Consider the following 17,819-nt stretch of genomic DNA (forward strand, 5'->3'; position numbering starts at 1 on the left):
GTTGCAGTTTACCAACCCGAGTTTATTACTACTTCGTAATGAAGAAGAGCTTATTGCCAACAATATTCTGGTTATTAACCATCAGCGCGATGGCTTCCTACGTGAATTAAAAGCGCTCAATCCAAGTTCGGCAATTCATGCGTTTAGTTTCGATTTTGCAGACCACCTTCACGCCGATAAAATCGCCGATGTTAAGAGCTATGTAGATCATCAACTACCGCAATTGCAAGATATTGATTTAGTTATTTATTATTACCCTAAGTCAAAACCTGAAGCGCAAATGGTGTTTGACAATATTCGTCACTTGAGCACGGCTGAAACTAGGTTACTCGTTGTTGGTGAAAACAAAAGTGGGGTGAAAAGTGCAGAAAAGCAACTTAAAGAACACGCTGCACACTGTTATAAATTAGAAAGCGCAAAACACTGCATTTTGTATGAGTTTGATCAGCTTACTGCCAACCCAAGTTTTGACGTAAGCCATTATGTACAGACATTTTCAGTGCGTATCGCCAAGACCGAGTTTACTGCAGCAAGTTTGCCTGGTGTATTTAATCATGGGAAGCTCGATGCTGGTACTCAACTATTACTAGAAAATGTCACCCTTCCCTATAAAGGTAAAGTGTTAGATTTTGGCTGCGGTGCTGGGCTTATTGCCTGCTACGCCTTATTGAACAGCCCAACACTTAAATTCACCTGTTTAGATGTCAATGCGCTTGCGCTGTTTGCCACACAGCAGACTTTAGCTTTAAACAACCTCAGTGCAACTTTGTTGCTTAGTGATGGTTTAAGTGAATTGAATGGTAAATTTAACCTTATTTTAAGCAATCCACCATTTCATACAGGCCTTTCAACAGACTATGACATCGCTGAGCAATTTCTACATAACATTAAGCGTCATATGGATACCAAGTCTAATATTCAGTTAGTAGCAAATAGCTTCTTAAAATACCCACCTATTTTAGAAGCTCAGTTTGAACAGTTTGAAGTTGTCACTAAAAACACTAAATTCGCCATCTATAAAGCGCAGTAGTTTACTAACCTTAAGGTTTACTTGCTTATATCAAGTAAACCTTAACTCAAACCCACCTTTTATCTTTTCATTTTCAAAGATTTGCTCTACTTTATTATAATGAGTTATTGGATCTCAAAAGCTCTGTAGCCGCAGCTAAGGCTGATCATACAGCTGGAATAAGAATGAGTAAGCAATTAACCAAAACAAGCATAAGAAAAGTATTGATCAGCGCAGTGATGCTTGTAACCGCGCTGTGCCTCTCTTTATCCATATCTATTTCCACTTACCTTGATGTAAAAGAGCAAAAGCAACTGATCATCAACAAAATAGAGATGATAGCCGACATCGTTGCGTTCAATTCTCAGATCACTATTTTATTCGATGATCGAAAAACAGAAGATGCACGTCTAAAGTCTTTTCAACAAGTGGATATCATCAAAAACATCCATATCTATGCCATGGATGACGTAACCAACAGCCCTGTATTTTTTACCAGTTACAACGCCAGTCGAACACCACCAGTACCGCTAAAGGTTAATCAAATTGAAGAGTTAAAAACCCCCAAGGTCTCAGAAGACTACATTGAATTGATTAAACCTGTAATTTATGAGGGGAATATTGAAGGTTATGTTTATGTCCGCGGCGGTTTAGAAAGGCTCTCAAACTATATAAATAAAAAAATCTTGGTAGATATCGCGCTCACCTTATTCGTACTACTCCTCGTATTGCTAGTTTCAAAGGGGATCCAAAAGCGTATAGCGACGCCAATTGAAGGACTCTCAGCACTATTGCAGGACGTTTCAAAAAATCATAATTACAGTGCTAGAGCGCCAGGAAGCAATATTGCTGAACTAAACGTACTAGCAAATAACTTAAATATCATGTTAGCTCGCACCGAAAATCAACTTGAGCGTCACAAAGCGGATAAACAAGAAATAAAACAGCTCAACCAGAGCTTGGAAGAAAAAGTGAATCAACGCACAATTGCGCTGAGAGAGGCTAACCAAGAGCTACTGAACGCTTTAGAGCGTATGCATCAATACCAGAACCAAATCATCGAGAACGAGAAAATGGCTTCGCTGGGGCAAATGGTGGCAGGTGTTGCCCACGAGGTAAATACCCCTATCGGTTTGGGTATCACAGGCTCTACGTTGTTAAGAGACAAATTATCCGATATTCGCGAAGCATTTCAAACAAAGTCTCTGACCTCCAAGCAGTTAGAGCGCTTTGTTAACGATGGAATTGAAAATCTTGATCTCATCTACCGCAACCTGAACCGAGCGGCTGAGCTGGTTTCTAGCTTTAAGCGCCTTGCCGTAAGCCAGGATCTAGAAGTGAATTCACAAATAGATTTGTCAAACCTGCTTACTGAAGTCGTAGCATCTATGCGAGCTGAACTCTCCACAAAACAACCTGAAGTGACTATTGACTGTGACTCTGGACTTGCAATCGAAAGTAAAGCGGGACCATTACAACAAGTATTAGAGCAGCTTATATCCAATTCCTTACTCCATGGTTTTAAAGATCAACAAAACAATAGCATTGCAATTACTGTGAAACCATCGATGGGGCAACTTGCTATTGAGTATGCCGACAACGGAATGGGTGTACCCAAAGCAATTAAAAAGCGCATCTTCGATCCGTTTGTCACAACTCGTAGAGGTGAGGGTGGAAGCGGCCTAGGTATGCATTTGGTTTATAACTTGGTAACCCAAGCACTTGGAGGCTCGATCACTTTAGATGAAGAATTTAGCCAAGGTGCTAAATTTATTATAACTCTTCCTCTGTCGGGTAATCTAAAATGAGGTTGATTAATCTAGTTATTTTGCTTTTATTTGTCTCCTTAAATACAACTGCAAAATCACCAGATCAGGTTCGTTCTGCTTTTCTCTATCAGATGGCAAAATTCGTCGAGTTTCCCGACGAAAACACAAAAACCAGTATTCAATTTTGCTTCTACTCACTTGAATCAGGGCCAGCTGCTGAACTAAAAAGTGCAACAAAGCTAAATGTGCGAGGTAAACCCATTGAGCTCGTAGAAGCAAAAAAAACGTGGAGCTATAGGGAACTTTCCAGCGCTTGCGATATCACATACATTGATGAAACTAGCGAAAATGATATACTGTCCGCTTGGACCGATACAATAGAGTCAAACATGTTGACCGTGGGCGAAAGTATTGAGTTTTTAGAAAGAGGCGGGATTGCTTCTTTGGTCCAAGAAGGGAGCAAAATTCGACTGTATATAAATAAGCAAGCACTAGAAAAACAGTACTTCATCGTGCGCTCAAGGCTGCTTGCCGTATCCAAGTTTCATCCCAACTGATTTTACTTGTTAACAATTGGATAAGCTCCTATAATCGTAAATATTCGGATTTATTATATAAGTCCGGACACATTGTAAATTATATATTCCGAAAAGGTTAATTAATAATGCAAACGCCAGTCATTCTAATTGTAGAGGATGAAGACGTAACTCGACTGAACCTCGTTAGTTTATTTGAAGCGGAAGGTTACAAAGTAATCGAAGCCATTGATGGCGATGACATGCATGACAAGTTGACATCAAATGATGATGTAAACCTTGTAATCATGGATATCAACCTTCCTGGTAAAAATGGTTTAATTTTGGCGCGTGAATTACGCCAGAAGAAAAACATCGGCCTTATTTTCCTAACAGGTCGTGACAATGATGTTGACCGCATTCTTGGTCTTGAGATTGGTGCTGATGATTACATCACAAAACCATTTAACCCGCGTGAACTAACAATTCGTGCTCGCAACCTAATCTCTCGTACTGGCACGTCTGCAGAAGAGTCAACAATTGATAGCAACGGCGTTATTACTTTTAATGGTTGGGAGTTAGATGAAAACAGTCGCTGTTTAACATCTCCAACAGGTGACTCGAAGCGTCTACCAAAAGGTGAATATCGTGCACTTCGTCTAATGCTAGATTCGCCTGGCCGCATCTTTAGCCGTGAGCAGCTTATCAAGCACATGACTGGTCGTGAACTTCGTGCAAATGACCGTACTGTTGACGTTACTATCCGTCGTATTCGTAAGCATTTCGAAACTGATAACAATACGCCTGAATTAATTAGTACAATTCACGGTGAAGGTTACCGTTTCATTGGTAAACTCGACGCTCAATAATCGTTTTTACTAATCTTCAGCGAGTTTTGCAATTAATGGATGAAGGGCTTCTTGCCCTTCTTCTATTTTTGCCTCTAACTCAGAAACCCAATTCAATAGTGTCTCTTCCTCTTTGCCTTCTGATTCTAATTCCATTTTCTTCGCTTGTAATTGGGCAAGTTGCAGCCCTACCGAACCAGCAGCACCTTTAACTTTATGTGCAACCGCACCATATTCCTCGATATCATTTTGTGCAACAGCTTCTCTGAGCTCTTGACAGTACTTAGGACTGAGCTTAGTAAATAGGTCACAGCTTCTTTGGAATGCAGCAGCCCCCATAGACTCAACAAAGTCGCAAATGGTCTCTATATCTAAATCGGAGTATTCAGGTTGTGATAACGCTTCTCGAATATCGATACTTTGTTTGTTTTTCTGTGCCTCAATTCCAAATAACTCAGCGAGCATTTTGTCGAGCTTAGTAGTATTTATTGGTTTGGCCAAAGCTCCCTGGACATTAATCCCCTCAAGCTCTTGCTCGGCGCTTCTGACGTTTGCAGTTAAGGCAACAATTGGTAAGTGATCAAAGTGGCTGTCTTCTCTTATTTGGCGCGCGACAACATCACCATTGATATCTGGTAACTGCATATCCAAAAGAATGAGATCTAGGTCATCCTCAGTTTCAACAAACGAGAGAGCGTCCTCGCCAGTTTCAGCCCAAATAACTTCATGCCCTCGCTGTTCTAATAGATTTGTTGCAATTTCAGCGTTTAACGGCACATCCTCAACAAGTAAAATGTACAAGCTTCTGCCAGCGTAACTTTGTTCTTTCGGTGCATTACATAGCTGTAACGGGATCTCAACATCAAAACGACTCCCCTTACCTTCTTGGCTAGTAACCGCTATCGTTCCTTTCATAGCCTGAACTAGGGCTTTAGTAACCGCAAGGCCAATGCCCGAGCCAATCGCATTGCTGCCCGACGCATCAGGAGCCTTGTAATACATCTCAAAGATCCGCTCAAGCTGATCTTCGGATATTCCCATACCTGTATCTATAACGCTAATTGTCAGCCATGGTCCATCATCTCGATTCTCGCGGCGGCATTCCAGCGTCACATTCCCCTTGTGGGTAAACTTCACTGCATTATTAATTAGATTCCAGAGTACCTGACGTAGACGTGTCGGATCGAGTAACGCATAAACGTCTAAGATTCCAGAACGATTAATAGTAAATTCTAAGCCCTTCTGGTCGGCAATTAGACCTGCAAAGTTGACTACATCGTTTATAAAATCAGAGACATTGATACTGTCCGTTGCTATATCTAGCTGCTCCCTATCAATTTTATCTAAATCAATGATGTCGTTAAAAATATTGCCAAGCGTCTCCGCGCTTGAAAACACGGTATTACACCAGCTTTTTTGTTGCGCAGTCAGATCGGTGTCTAACATCATGCGCGTCAGACCAACAATACCATTGAGCGGAGTTCTTAATTCATGACTTAGCGTAGCAATAAACTTACCTTTATCCTTATACGCAGTTTCTAACGCCTGCTCGGCTTCTTTACGACTAGTAATATCACGGCCAAAGGCCAACAAGCCTATATATTCACCTTTATCATTGATAAATGGCAGCTTGCGCATTTCAAACCAACGAGGTTCGCCTTCAACAGGATACTCTACGTCAAGTGTTAATGGTTGCTGTGTTTCTGATACCTGGCTATCTGTTTCAAGTACTTTTGGAAGATATTGCTCTGAATATATTTGTTCGACTGATTTACCAATTAGTTCTTCACTGCTTTTGCCCATCACTAATTCGAACATCTTGTTACAGCCTGCGAATACACCGTTTTCATCGCGGTAATAGAACAGGTCAGGAGATGAATCAACAATGCTTCGCAGTAACATACCTTGCTGCGCAAGTTCTTGTTGGGTCTTTTTACGTTCTGCAATTTCTTTTCTTAATTCATCTATCGCGCGGTGTTTAGCATGCAGAGCAATTTTACGCTCGTCAATCTCACTATTTAAACGATTAATATTGTCCTTCAGCGTTTGGTTCAGCATCTTTTCTTGTTGTGTTGCCGACTCCAAATAGGCCTTGGATGAATGTACCTCCCGCATTGCCGCGACGGACATCATGATGAGAGCGGGCGCAATAACAGCGGTTAAGAAAAAGAGTGCTGATATATCGACAATTTCAACTACACCTAAAGCAACATAGTAAAACATGCAAGATAGAATAACAGCAACGAAGAGCGTAAAAGCATACGCGATGGCAAACGCCCGCTTGTTACCATATTTTTCTACCAAGTTTGATAAAATTCGAGCCCATGAGCCAAACGAATTTTCTGTCATATTATTACTTCACCATTGTTAAACACTTGTCAGGCAAGTTTATATTCTACCGCTTGAGCCTGACTGAATTGCTTTTCAAGCCCTCAAAGTAAATATTATACAAAAGCCCTAGTAATAAGCGAGTATAGAAATTGCAAGGTCAGATCATTCCGTCAATTTCATGCACACAAAGCAGAATGATAGATAACGGAAATGAGACTCTGTATCACTAAATGCACAAATCATCTAATTTAGTGCGGATAGATTTAAGCTCACCATCCCAACTTAATCTGATTTCGTGTAATATTCCCGTTTTTTAAGTCGTGAGAAAAGAGAGTGTCGATGCAAAATAACATGCCAGACATTGCGCACAGTGCGAGTGCGTTACAAACAGGAACTTTAGACTGGGTAGGCATGGGTAACATAGAGTTGCCTTTGGTATTGGAAAGCAAAGGCCTAAATCAAGTTACTGTTACAGCCAAAGCCGATGCATTTGTTAATTTGCAAAAAGAAGACGCAAAAGGTATTCACATGTCACGCCTCTTTCTTGCTCTTGACACGCTTTCTTGTGAGCAAGTACTTACACCAAAAACTCTAAAGCAGTTGTTAGATAACTTTTTAAGTACGCATAGCGACTTAAGTACAGGTGCAAAAGTAACCCTGCAGTTTGAATTGCCTATCAGACGCCCTTCGCTTTTAAGTAAAAAAATGGGATGGAAATCATACCCAATTACCCTTGATGCGACGTTGATAAATGGTATTTACAAGCTAGAAATGGCGCTTGACGTTGCTTACTCATCGACTTGCCCCTGTTCAGCAGCACTGTCTCGTCAACTAATCCAAAACGCTTTCCAACAAGCTTTTGATGGTAAACAATTAGATTTCCATAGTGTGCATAACTGGCTAGGTAGCACAGAAGGGATCGTTGCAACACCCCATTCTCAGCGCTCGATTGCAAATGTAAAAGTTAAGCTTACAGATAATAGTGCTGAGTTTGAAATTTTAGATCTGATCGAGTTGGTTGAAAACGAGTTGAAAACTCCCGTTCAAGCCGCCGTAAAACGAGAAGATGAGCAAGAGTTTGCGCGCCTAAATGGCCAAAACCTAATGTTTTGTGAAGATGCAGCTAGGAAGTTAAAAGCATTGCTAAACCAGCAAACTTATTTAGATTTCTATGTGAAGATAAACCATTACGAATCTCTTCATGCTCATGACGCAGTAGCCTATGCTGTGAAAGGGGTTGAAGACGGCTACAGCGTTTAATTATACCAATAGTATTAATTAAAAGAGCTATTTTTAACGGCGCTAATATGGCATCTCACCCTTCAAATTGGCTGGAGAATAATGCAATTGGTATTAGGTCCGCTCCGTTGATGACTATTATTAATCAGAGCTAAATAGCTCTGATTAGTCTCCACCCATAAACAATCCTGTCAGTACAGTATTACTTTTAGTAGTCTATTCAACGGTGAGCACTGTTTAATTTTCGAATAAACTGCTCAACAAGCACCTCTTGATTTTCTAAAGCCTGTTCTGTGCTTCTCATCGTTTCATGCGTTTTACGCGCACTTTCCATAGACTCATCCGCAAGACCTGAAATTGTCACAGCATTAGCATTTAGCTCATTAGAAACACTCGACATTTCTTCTGTCGATGTCGCAATTTGATAGTTCAACCCCGATATTTCATTTACTATCGTGTTGATCGTTTCCAGGCTCACTTTGGTGCCTTCAGCCTTTACTACACATTCCGAAGAGCGCTCTACCCCACTTTGAATGGCAGTAACTGCTCGTTCTGCTCGTTGCCTCAGATCGGCAATAATACCATTAATCTCGGCTGTCGAATCTTGTGTCCTTTGCGCAAGCGCTCTCACCTCATCAGCAACAACCGCAAATCCTCTACCTTGTTCACCTGCACGAGCGGCCTCTATAGCGGCATTTAAAGCGAGTAAATTAGTTTGCTCGGAGATCCCACGGATCACGTCAACAACCCCTTCGATGTTAACTGTTTGCGCATTAAGATCTTCTATATCTTTTTGCGTGCGAGATAATTCTTCCGATAAGGCATAATTATTTTCCATATTGTCATCAACGGCTTTGTTGCCTTTCACAACGGACTCAAGCGCCGCTTCGGATTGCTGCGCTGCATTGTTAGTATTAGAGGCGATTTCACCAATCGACACCGACATCTGATTAATAGCTGTTGCTAAGGAGCCGGTTTGCGCTTGCTGTCGATTTAAAATATCAGAACTCGTTTTGCATTCTTGCATCGTTTTGGTTGCGTACTCTGAAACGGTGGCGCTAGCATCTTTAACACGCCCAAGCACAGCCCGAAGCTCGGATTCTCTAGCAAGTAAGGCAAGCTCTATAGAAGCGACATCATTAACCTTATTAAGATACACTTTTTGCATCAGAGGGTTATCGTATACTTTTTTTGCCTTTTCGCTGAGCGACCGCACTGGAGCAAGGCGAGAATAAGTAATAAATAAAATAGCAAGAGTAAGCAGAGTTTCAGCGAGGTAATTCCAAGGTGATGATAAAGTTGAGATCAACATGGTTAGGGCATAGAAAACAATGATTATTGCCATCATTTGAGCCGACAAAGACCAAGAGGCACGAGTAAATTTACTTGGTGACACACCGTTATTTAAATCAGTGTAGATTTCCTCTGCACGGTTAACGACTTCCCGGCTCGGCTTTGTCCTCACTGATTGATATTCGACAGTCTTACCAGATGCATCTTTAATAGGAGTAACAAAAGCATTAACCCAATAGTGATCGCCATTCTTGCAGCGGTTTTTAACCATTCCCATCCAAGGTTTACCCGCTTCGATATAATTCCATAGATTCTTGAAAGCGGCTTTAGGCATTGTTGGATGCCTAACGATATTATGGGGCTTCCCCTCTAACTCACTAAGTGAAAACCCTGCAACTTCACAAAACTGTGAATTCGCATACTTTATCTGACCTTTTACATTTGTCGTTGAAAGTAGATTGTAAGAACTTGGATAATCATTCTCTTTTCCTGTGTAATCAGCTCTACCTTTTGTCATAGCTCGCTCTCGATTAAAAAGGGCAATAGATAATAAATTATTACTTTCTTAAAAATCGTAAGAAATTTCACCGAAAGACTGATTGAGATCATAGTGAAGTATTATTTGAATACTTAACGAAGAGTAGAAAGTTAATATAAAAGCTAGCAGAGTTCTGAACTTAAACAACTAAGAGAAGAAGAATATAGAAATTGGTATGATGAGATATAGAATATAAATGAACAGTAAGTGGCGTCCCCTAGGGGATTCGAACCCCTGTTACCGCCGTGAAAGGGCGGTGTCCTAGGCCTCTAGACGAAGGGGACGCAGAAATTATTTTGCAAATCACTGATTTGCTATTTCTGCGTTAGATTAGACCGAGCCTGCGAGGCAAATGGCCTTATCAAAAACAGAAAGTTTTCTGTGTCACTAGGACTTTATTTAGCTGTTTAATCTCTCGCTAACCGAGTTACCTACCGAAGTAAGTGGCGTCCCCTAGGGGATTCGAACCCCTGTTACCGCCGTGAAAGGGCGGTGTCCTAGGCCTCTAGACGAAGGGGACGCAGAAATTGTTTTGCAAATCACCGATTTGCTATTTCTGTGTTAGATGAGACCGAGCCTGCGAGGCGAATGGCCCTATCAAAAACAGAAAGTTTTCTGTGTCACTAGGACTTTATTTAGCTGTTTATTCTCTTGCTAACCGAGTTACTTACCAAAGTAAGTGGCGTCCCCTAGGGGATTCGAACCCCTGTTACCGCCGTGAAAGGGCGGTGTCCTAGGCCTCTAGACGAAGGGGACGCAGAAATTGTTTTGCAAATCACCGATTTGCTATTTCTGTGTTAGATGAGACCGAGCCTGCGAGGCGAATGATCCTATCAAAAACAGAAAGTTTTCTGTGTCACTAGGACTTTATTTAGCTGTTTAATCTCTCGCTAACCGAGTTACCTACCGAAGTAAGTGGCGTCCCCTAGGGGATTCGAACCCCTGTTACCGCCGTGAAAGGGCGGTGTCCTAGGCCTCTAGACGAAGGGGACACAGATGTGTCACTAGGACTTTATTTAGCTGTTTATTCTCTTGCTAACCGAGTTACTTACCAAAGTAAGTGGCGTCCCCTAGGGGATTCGAACCCCTGTTACCGCCGTGAAAGGGCGGTGTCCTAGGCCTCTAGACGAAGGGGACGCAGAAATTGTTTTGCAAATCACCGATTTGCTATTTCTGTGTTAGATGAGACCGAGCCTGCGAGGCGAATGGCCCTATCAAAAACAGAAAGTTTTCTGTGTCACTAGGACTTTATTTAGCTGTTTATTCTCTTGCTAACCGAGTTACTTACCAAAGTAAGTGGCGTCCCCTAGGGGATTCGAACCCCTGTTACCGCCGTGAAAGGGCGGTGTCCTAGGCCTCTAGACGAAGGGGACACAATAACAAACAACTTCGCACTCGAGGCGTTGCCATTTGAATTATGTACTAGGACATATGCACTAACGATAAATTGGTGGAGCTAGACGGGATCGAACCGTCGACCTCTTGCATGCCATGCAAGCGCTCTCCCAGCTGAGCTATAGCCCCATAATAGTCAGACCTGAACTGCTAGCCTGTATCGCTGAGTGCGGGGCGCATTCTATGCAGGAGCAAAAATAAAGTCAACAACTTTTATGAAAGTTTTTTCTAACTGATTCATTTTAAATCAAGAAGCGTAGAATATAACCAAACCACTCCCCTTTGCAAGCCTAACACCTTGAATTGGATTATTTATTACACAATTTAAAACACATAGTTACCGCACCTCTGCCTTTTAGTTTTAAATCCAATTAGGCCAGAGTGATTTACGGCTCTTTTCTTTTTCCGAATGGTATCCAACCCTGCTTAATTTCGCGCTATAGCATGCAAAGCTCAGCAACTTATTTTCCCCAAGTTAAGATGATTCTTGGACCAAAAATATAAGACCCCTCACCTCTTCTATAATGAAGAGCTAAAAGCATTGAGCATAAAAACATCACACAGTATAGTTTTTTAAAGTTAAGTGTTGACTCTTTTCAAACTAAACCTATAATACCGCCCCACAACGGCAGACGTTGTAATACAATTTGGGTTGTTAGCTCAGTTGGGAGAGCATCGCCCTTACAAGGCGAGGGTCACTGGTTCAAGTCCAGTACAACCCACCACTTCTACTATTAGATTAGAATTGGACATTAAACTCTATTCAAGAGTATAAATTGAAACACAATTTGGGTTGTTAGCTCAGTTGGGAGAGCATCGCCCTTACAAGGCGAGGGTCACTGGTTCAAGTCCAGTACAACCCACCACTTTATTCTTTATTAGATAGAGTGGTCGATGCAAAGCATCGCACTAAGCCTGATCAAGGCAAGGGTCACTGGTTAAGTCCAGTACAACCCACCATAACTCCATTCAAGAGTATAAATTGAAACACAATTTGGGTTGTTAGCTCAGTTGGGAGAGCATCGCCCTTACAAGGCGAGGGTCACTGGTTCAAGTCCAGTACAACCCACCACTTTATTTTCTAAATAAATTCAAAACATCGCACTAAGCCTAAGCAAAGCTAGAGTCACAGCCTTAAACCCAATACAGCACTTCACTTTCTGTACAGTAGTTATTACTTTTTACATACTCAAAAATCACATCAAAATGAATAAGTTTAAACCTGCCATTAAGTCCATAGAAACAACCCGTTTTTCTCATTGATTAACTAATTAATTACTCTACTAAGCCTCCCAAATTTTTGTTATACCCTTAACCATTTTGCCACTAACCTCAGTAAATAGTTGGGATAAGCTAAATAGACTAACCTACTAAAAATGAGTTAATTTTTGTTTTCAAAACTACACCTAAGTACTAGACTAGAAGCAAAGCCATTGTCTAAAAATTGTTTCTATGTCAGCTCCATCTATTCAAAATGCCAAAATGTTAATCGTTGAAGATCAACCATTAGCATTGAGCTATATGAAACAATCTTTAGAACAGTTAGATTTCAGAAATTTAAAATTTGCAGAAAGTGCAGACAGTGCAAAAGAGCTTTGTACCATCAATAAGTTTGATCTCATCGTATGCTCTTTTGGTTTAGCAAAAAAACAAAATGGCTATCAATTTTATGAAGAGTTGCGCTCCAAACAGTTAATTCGCTCAAGTACCGCTTTTATTTTTATTTCTTCTGAAACTAGCCCCGAGTTAGTCCATAGTATTATTGAACTCCAACCTGATGACTTTTTAGTTAAGCCCTTTTCAATAAAAGAACTACAAAACCGTATAGAACGAGTTTTAAAGCGTAAACAGGCTTTAAGGCATATAAACTTGCTTGTAGACGATAAGAACTACTCAAAGGCCTTGAAAGCGCTAGATCTAGAACTAGATAACAAAGATCATAACTACACTTCCCTACTCCTAAAGCTAAAAGGAGAACTTCTACTCAAGCTCAATCAATTAGAAGAAGCTAAGTCTTTTTACAAGTCGGTTTTGGCTCTACAAAAGTTTACATGGGCAAAACTAGGCTTGGTCGAGGCGCTCATTACCAACAATGAAGATGTTATCGCTCAAAAGATGTTGAAAACCTTAATAGAGCGACCAGAAACTCGTCTTCCTGCGCTCGATTTATTGAGCAAACTCGAAATAAAGCTAAATCAATATGAGAATGCCCAACAATTGTTAGAGCAAGCAATTGAGATGGCACCAAGAAATATAAATAGGCAACAGTCACTTGGTCGAGTTGCGCAAATTAATCACGACTATGAAGCCAGCTATAAAGCACATAAAGATATAGCAAGTTTCGCGCGCTACTCTATCCATGACAAACCAGAAGTGTATTTGAACGCCGCACGAGCAGGAATAGATTTTGCTCTGAGTACCGATCAATCAGACCAAGTCACTCGTCTCACAAGACAAACGCAACAATACCTGAGTGATTTAAAACAACAATTTCCAAACGCACAAACCCAAGCGCAAATCGATGTCCTCAACGCCCGCGTCCATTATCTAAAAGATGAGCATAAAAAAGCGAAACAACTGCTAGAACAGTTAGAAGATGAACCCGTTATTCGCTCGGTAGATTCCACTTTAGACAAAGCAAAAGCACTACATGAGGTGGGATTAAACCACAAAGCTCAGGAGCTATTTAGTCAAGTTATTGCCCACTGTGAGCGCCACAACTCAAGCGCAGATCCCATCACAATGCACTATCTATATCAGCAGCAGCAAGAGAAAAAAGAGATCACCATGGGTCCTAGAGAGCTGAATAACCATGCGGTCACACAGTTTAACAAAGGACAATATGAAACCGCTTTGGAGGCATTCACTCAAGCCTTTAGAATTATGCCTAAAAACTCAGGAATAGCGCTAAATTTACTGCAATGTATGAGTGATAGTTGTGCTAAGTCAGGAAGTACTTTTAATTCCAATTTAGCAAAGCGTTGTACTACCTTGCTAAATCAGTCTGAGTTGGATAGTGAACAGCAGATCCGCTACGGTAAACTCAAAGCTAAACTAAATGAAATGAAACTCGACTTTGAGTAATCACTTGTTTTATCGCAATTGAGTTATTTCTTTTCCATTGCAAGGGCATTAACACAATAACGCAGTCCACTTGGTTCAGGGCCATCAGGGAATACGTGACCTAAGTGGCTATCACACACATTACAAGTGATTTCGACGCGCGTCATTCCATGGCTCTTATCGCCATGATATGCCACCGCTTCCACTGCTGCAGGCTGTGTAAACGAGGGCCAACCAGAGCCACTATCAAACTTTTCTTCGGCATCGAATAACAGCTCGCCACAGCATACACAGTAGTATTTACCAGGTTCAAAAAGCTGACAACTTTGTGAGCTAAACGGGCGTTCAGTCCCCTTTTTCCTGGTGATCATGTAAGTTTCTGGAGCAAGCTCTGATTGCCATTGCTGGTCCGATTTATCAACTCTGCGAGGAGCAACAGGATTACCATTTCTGGCAAAGTTTAGTATATCTAACCACTTTAACATCTCAATTCTCTCTCTTGTTTACTTCTGTTTTTTGCTCTTCAACAGGAAGTGGCCAATCGCCAAAAAAGCAGCTTAGATAGCGACTTTTAATTAAATATAAAAGTACCCAACTCACCAGTACAATTTGTACGGCAATATAAGGAGAAAAACTATAATGGGTTTTCCCAGCTTGCAGGATTAACCACGCCAAATCGAGTACCGCTGTTAATATAAGTGGCAAACGCATATAACGCCAGACGACTGCGAGCTTTGGAGAGCTTGTTGGCCGCCTAAGAGAAAACACAACGGTTGGTATGAGGGCGATACAAGCGATCCCTGTCGCGACAAAAAAGTGAAACTTAGACTCAAAGAATAGCGACATCAAATCCAAATCTGGGCGTCTCGCAAGTGCAGAAAACACCCAAATAAGCAACGGGCGGAGCAACACGACCAGCGCTAAATTAAAAGCGATAGGCGTACGATAAACGCCATATTTATCCCAGTATTCAGGGCCGTATCGTGTTACTGATTTCATTTTACTACTCGTATTTGTTTAACAGTGCGATCAGCGCCTCTTCATCGAACACCTCAACACCTAGCTCTTGTGCCTTAGTGAGCTTAGAGCCTGCTTTTTCGCCGGCATAAACTGCATCCGTATTTTTCGACACACTACCCGCGACCTTAGCGCCAAGCGCTTGCAATCTCGCTTTAGCATCGTTGCGGTTCAGTTGGCTCAAGGTTCCAGTCAATACATAAGTTAACCCTGCTAAAGGCTGTGCATCCTCTGACGGTGCTGCCACATCTTGCCAAGTTACACCCACTTCAATCAATGCAGTTACCACTTCTTGATTGTGCTGCTCGGCAAAAAAACTATGAATGTGCTGCGCAACAACAACACCAACATCACTTACTTGCTGTAGAGTATCAATGGAGGCGGCCATCACTTTTTCAAGCATCAGGAAGTGATTTGCCAAGTTTTGTGCTGTCGCTTCACCTACTTCTCTGATCCCAAGGGAATACAAAAATTTGGCTAACGTTGTTTGCTTTGCTTCCTCAAGCGCCGCAACCAAGTTTTTAGCAGACTTTGGTCCCATACGTTCAAGAGACTCAAAATGCCCTTGTCTTAAGATAAACAGATCGGCAGGCGTCTTGATTAGCTCTCGCTCAACTAACTGCTCAACTATTTTGTCGCCAAGGCCATCTATGTCGAGGGCCTTTCTCGATGCAAAGTGCTTAATTGCTTCTTTACGTTGTGCACGGCACACTAAACCGCCAGTACAACGCGCAACTGCTTCTCCTTCAACACGTTCAACATGAGAATCACACACCGGACAAGTATCTGGGAACTCAATCTCTTTGGCATCATCAGGACGCCTATCTAACACGACCTGAGTTACCTGAGGGATCACATCCCCAGCTCGGCGTACAATAACGGTATCACCAATCTTTACACCTAAACGCGCAATTTCATCACCATTATGAAGCGTGGCATTCGATACCGTAACACCACCAACAAAAACAGGCTCTAAGCGTGCAACGGGCGTGATCGCACCAGTACGACCGACCTGAAACTCAACATCAAGCAGCTGAGTGATCTCTTCTTGTGCTGGAAACTTAAATGCAATCGCCCAGCGCGGCGCGCGAGCAACAAAGCCAAGCTGCTCTTGCTGCGCTTTATCATTCACTTTGATCACTACGCCGTCGATTTCATAGGGAAGCTCAGCACGGCGCGTCATGATATCTTGATAATAAGCCAAAGCTTGCTGTGCATTATCGACAAGCTTTGTCTCAGGGCTCATTGGCAAGCCCCAACCTTGTAATTGCTGTAGTTGCGCATAATGCTCGTTGGCCAGCTCACCGCCTTCAACCAAGCCCATAGAATAAGCATAAAACATCAACGGACGCTTAGCGGTGATTTTTGAGTCTAATTGGCGCAGACTTCCCGCAGCCGCATTTCTTGGGTTTGCAAAGGTCTTATCACCTTTTGCTTGCGCCGTTTCATTTAGCTTAATGAAACCCGCAGTATCCATAAAGACTTCACCACGCACTTCTACTTCATGCGGAATATGTTCTCCACGCAGTTTCAGCGGAATATTGCGAATGGTTTTGACGTTCTCCGTAATGTTTTCCCCAACTTGACCGTCTCCCCTTGTCGCCGCTTGAACGAGCACACCATCACGATACAAAATAGACACCGCCAAGCCATCGAGCTTTGGTTCACAGCAAAAAGTAACATCTTTACTTGTCAGTAGGCGCTCTTTTAGACGGCGATTAAATGCCGTAAATTCACTCTCGTCGAAGGCATTATCAAGCGACAACATAGGTACTCTGTGTGTTACTTGCTCAAACTTGCTAAGCGCTTCACCACCCACTTTCTGCGATGGGGAATCAGGACTTTGTAACTCAGGATGCTGCTGCTCAAGCGCCATCAACTGGCGCATTACACGATCATATTCCGCATCAGGCACACTTGGGTTATCTAGAACATAATATTGGTAATTGTAATCTTCGAGTTGCTGCCTAAGAGCTGCAACTTGGCTTTCAATGTTGTCTGACATTTAAACCTCTAAACGTAAAAAGCCACCAGCAGATGCCAGTGGCTTAAAAATGATTCTAAGTAGCGATTAAGCGGCGAATTCACGCACTTTTTCAACATAACCGCGCACGGCTTCAACCGTTAACGGTTCGCGGTCTTTATCAAGTACCGTTGCGCCAAACTCTTCAGCTAGTTTTTTCGATGCACTGTGAAGCATATTAAATGCAGCCAAGTTATCGCCTTCACAAGGTAAGGTCATAAATAGGCTAATGCCAGCTGTGCTAAATTGTTCCATGTTATCGATGTCAAACGTACCTGGGTTGTACATGTTTACCAATCTAAATAACACAGGACCGTTTCCGGACGGCTCTAAATGGCGATTGAAGAAGCCCTCATCAGAATATTTAAATCCAAGGCTTAACACGGTTGGTAACAACCTTGAACCTGCCATTTTCAGGCCTTCAGGCATATCAACGTGAAGAATAATAAAGTCTTGTGGCTCTATTGCACTCTCTTCAGGCTCAGCCTCTTCAGATCCACTGTTCTCGGTTTGCACCTCAGTTTCAGGCTCTTCCGTCGCTAAAATGCCCTCAGTCGCAGGCTCGTCATCCACCGCACTAAAGGTCATCTCTCCAATTTCAGGTTCGTCAGGCTCTTTATCGTGACTCGGCGTTTGCTCTTTGAGTTCATTGGGCTCCTTTTTAGACACTTTATCGCTGCTCTTCTTACGAACAGACCAAAGTCCATGTATGAGTAACCCGCCTATGACCAACGCACTGATCACGATTAATGCCCATCTTAACTCTGTGGCCATTGCTC

12 protein-coding genes and 10 tRNA genes are annotated in these 17,819 nt (G+C 42.1%); 9 read left to right on the forward strand and 13 right to left on the reverse strand.

Going from position 1 to position 17,819, the window contains the following annotated elements:
* The first annotated feature begins 1 nt into the window (after position 1).
* The 4 genes from A587_RS0104210 to arcA all read left to right on the forward strand — a co-directional run bounded on the left by A587_RS0104210 (position 2) and on the right by arcA (position 4,162).
* Complete coding sequence (locus A587_RS0104210) at positions 2-1,030, forward strand: methyltransferase (protein WP_017216544.1); 1,029 nt, start codon at positions 2-4, stop codon at positions 1,028-1,030.
* 164 nt (positions 1,031-1,194) lie between these two features.
* The gene (locus A587_RS0104215; protein ID WP_017216545.1) at positions 1,195-2,817 is read left to right on the forward strand and encodes a sensor histidine kinase; all 1,623 of its coding nucleotides are present in this window, start codon (positions 1,195-1,197) and stop codon (positions 2,815-2,817) included.
* The gene (locus A587_RS0104220) at positions 2,814-3,335 is read left to right on the forward strand and encodes a YfiR family protein (RefSeq protein ID WP_010379409.1); all 522 of its coding nucleotides are present in this window, start codon (positions 2,814-2,816) and stop codon (positions 3,333-3,335) included. The genes A587_RS0104215 and A587_RS0104220 overlap by 4 nt, the downstream gene beginning before the upstream one ends.
* A 107-nt stretch (positions 3,336-3,442) precedes the next feature.
* Positions 3,443-4,162: a two-component system response regulator ArcA gene (arcA, locus tag A587_RS0104225; protein WP_010379411.1), complete on the forward strand. Its 720-nt coding sequence runs from the start codon at positions 3,443-3,445 to the stop codon at positions 4,160-4,162.
* A gap of 9 nt (positions 4,163-4,171) precedes the next feature.
* Here the strand turns inward: arcA and arcB are convergent, their stop codons facing one another.
* Positions 4,172-6,490 carry an aerobic respiration two-component sensor histidine kinase ArcB gene (gene arcB, locus A587_RS0104230; protein WP_017216546.1) on the reverse strand — a complete coding sequence of 773 codons (2,319 nt, stop codon included), beginning with the start codon at positions 6,488-6,490 and terminating at the stop codon, positions 4,172-4,174.
* 321 nt (positions 6,491-6,811) lie between these two features.
* Between arcB and folE2 the strand changes: the two genes are divergently transcribed.
* Positions 6,812-7,732 (forward strand): GTP cyclohydrolase FolE2, encoded by a 921-nt coding sequence (gene folE2, locus A587_RS0104235; RefSeq protein WP_017216547.1) that lies wholly within the window; start codon positions 6,812-6,814, stop codon positions 7,730-7,732.
* Between the two features lie 199 nt (positions 7,733-7,931).
* Here folE2 and A587_RS0104240 read toward each other — a convergent pair whose 3' ends face one another.
* From A587_RS0104240 to A587_RS0104275, 8 genes are all read right to left on the reverse strand, one after another.
* Positions 7,932-9,521 (reverse strand): methyl-accepting chemotaxis protein, encoded by a 1,590-nt coding sequence (locus tag A587_RS0104240; RefSeq protein WP_017216548.1) that lies wholly within the window; start codon positions 9,519-9,521, stop codon positions 7,932-7,934.
* A 229-nt stretch (positions 9,522-9,750) separates the two neighbouring features.
* A tRNA-Glu gene (locus tag A587_RS0104245) sits at positions 9,751-9,826 on the reverse strand.
* Positions 9,827-9,986: 160 nt separating this feature from the next.
* Positions 9,987-10,062: transfer RNA gene (locus tag A587_RS0104250), tRNA-Glu, on the reverse strand.
* Positions 10,063-10,222: 160 nt separating this feature from the next.
* Positions 10,223-10,298 (reverse strand) — tRNA-Glu (locus tag A587_RS0104255).
* Positions 10,299-10,458: 160 nt separating this feature from the next.
* Positions 10,459-10,534 (reverse strand) — tRNA-Glu (locus A587_RS0104260).
* Positions 10,535-10,603: 69 nt separating this feature from the next.
* A tRNA-Glu gene (locus A587_RS0104265) sits at positions 10,604-10,679 on the reverse strand.
* Between the two features lie 160 nt (positions 10,680-10,839).
* Positions 10,840-10,915, reverse strand: a tRNA-Glu gene (locus A587_RS0104270).
* Positions 10,916-10,990: 75 nt separating this feature from the next.
* A tRNA-Ala gene (locus A587_RS0104275) sits at positions 10,991-11,066 on the reverse strand.
* Between the two features lie 520 nt (positions 11,067-11,586).
* On the opposite strand from A587_RS0104275, the gene A587_RS0104280 reads away from it, so the two are divergent.
* From A587_RS0104280 to A587_RS0104295, 4 genes are all read left to right on the forward strand, one after another.
* Positions 11,587-11,662 (forward strand) — tRNA-Val (locus A587_RS0104280).
* A 65-nt stretch (positions 11,663-11,727) separates the two neighbouring features.
* Positions 11,728-11,803 (forward strand) — tRNA-Val (locus A587_RS0104285).
* A gap of 130 nt (positions 11,804-11,933) precedes the next feature.
* Positions 11,934-12,009: transfer RNA gene (locus A587_RS0104290), tRNA-Val, on the forward strand.
* A gap of 380 nt (positions 12,010-12,389) precedes the next feature.
* Positions 12,390-14,021 (forward strand): response regulator, encoded by a 1,632-nt coding sequence (locus A587_RS0104295; protein ID WP_017216549.1) that lies wholly within the window; start codon positions 12,390-12,392, stop codon positions 14,019-14,021.
* Positions 14,022-14,044: 23 nt separating this feature from the next.
* Here the strand turns inward: A587_RS0104295 and msrB are convergent, their stop codons facing one another.
* The 4 genes from msrB to zipA all read right to left on the reverse strand — a co-directional run bounded on the left by msrB (position 14,045) and on the right by zipA (position 17,814).
* Positions 14,045-14,485, reverse strand: coding sequence for a peptide-methionine (R)-S-oxide reductase MsrB (gene msrB, locus A587_RS0104300; protein WP_010378832.1), 441 nt, complete (start codon positions 14,483-14,485; stop codon positions 14,045-14,047).
* 1 nt (position 14,486) lies between these two features.
* Entirely contained in the window at positions 14,487-14,999 is a 513-nt protein-coding gene (locus A587_RS0104305) for a DUF2919 domain-containing protein (protein WP_017216550.1), read from the reverse strand.
* Positions 15,000-15,003: 4 nt separating this feature from the next.
* Entirely contained in the window at positions 15,004-17,022 is a 2,019-nt protein-coding gene (ligA, locus tag A587_RS0104310) for an NAD-dependent DNA ligase LigA (protein ID WP_017216551.1), read from the reverse strand.
* A 66-nt stretch (positions 17,023-17,088) separates the two neighbouring features.
* Positions 17,089-17,814, reverse strand: coding sequence for a cell division protein ZipA (gene zipA / locus A587_RS0104315; protein WP_017216552.1), 726 nt, complete (start codon positions 17,812-17,814; stop codon positions 17,089-17,091).
* Between the last annotated feature and the right edge of the window lie 5 nt (positions 17,815-17,819).

It is taken from the genome of Pseudoalteromonas sp. NJ631 (assembly GCF_000276645.1).
GTDB classification, from domain to species: domain Bacteria; phylum Pseudomonadota; class Gammaproteobacteria; order Enterobacterales; family Alteromonadaceae; genus Pseudoalteromonas; species Pseudoalteromonas piscicida.

What these genes read in the sequence shown, in the direction of transcription:
- A587_RS0104215 (WP_017216545.1), top strand. Translation starts at nt 1,195, where the DNA reads ATGAGTAAGCAATTAACCAAAACAAGCATAAGAAAAGTATTGATCAGC.
- A587_RS0104220 (WP_010379409.1), top strand. Translation starts at nt 2,814, where the DNA reads ATGAGGTTGATTAATCTAGTTATTTTGCTTTTATTTGTCTCCTTAAAT.
- arcA (WP_010379411.1), top strand. Translation starts at nt 3,443, where the DNA reads ATGCAAACGCCAGTCATTCTAATTGTAGAGGATGAAGACGTAACTCGA.
- arcB (WP_017216546.1), bottom strand. Translation starts at nt 6,490, where the DNA reads ATGACAGAAAATTCGTTTGGCTCATGGGCTCGAATTTTATCAAACTTG.
- folE2 (WP_017216547.1), top strand. Translation starts at nt 6,812, where the DNA reads ATGCAAAATAACATGCCAGACATTGCGCACAGTGCGAGTGCGTTACAA.
- A587_RS0104240 (WP_017216548.1), bottom strand. Translation starts at nt 9,521, where the DNA reads ATGACAAAAGGTAGAGCTGATTACACAGGAAAAGAGAATGATTATCCA.
- A587_RS0104295 (WP_017216549.1), top strand. Translation starts at nt 12,390, where the DNA reads ATGTCAGCTCCATCTATTCAAAATGCCAAAATGTTAATCGTTGAAGAT.
- msrB (WP_010378832.1), bottom strand. Translation starts at nt 14,485, where the DNA reads ATGTTAAAGTGGTTAGATATACTAAACTTTGCCAGAAATGGTAATCCT.
- A587_RS0104305 (WP_017216550.1), bottom strand. Translation starts at nt 14,999, where the DNA reads ATGAAATCAGTAACACGATACGGCCCTGAATACTGGGATAAATATGGC.
- ligA (WP_017216551.1), bottom strand. Translation starts at nt 17,022, where the DNA reads ATGTCAGACAACATTGAAAGCCAAGTTGCAGCTCTTAGGCAGCAACTC.
- zipA (WP_017216552.1), bottom strand. Translation starts at nt 17,814, where the DNA reads ATGGCCACAGAGTTAAGATGGGCATTAATCGTGATCAGTGCGTTGGTC.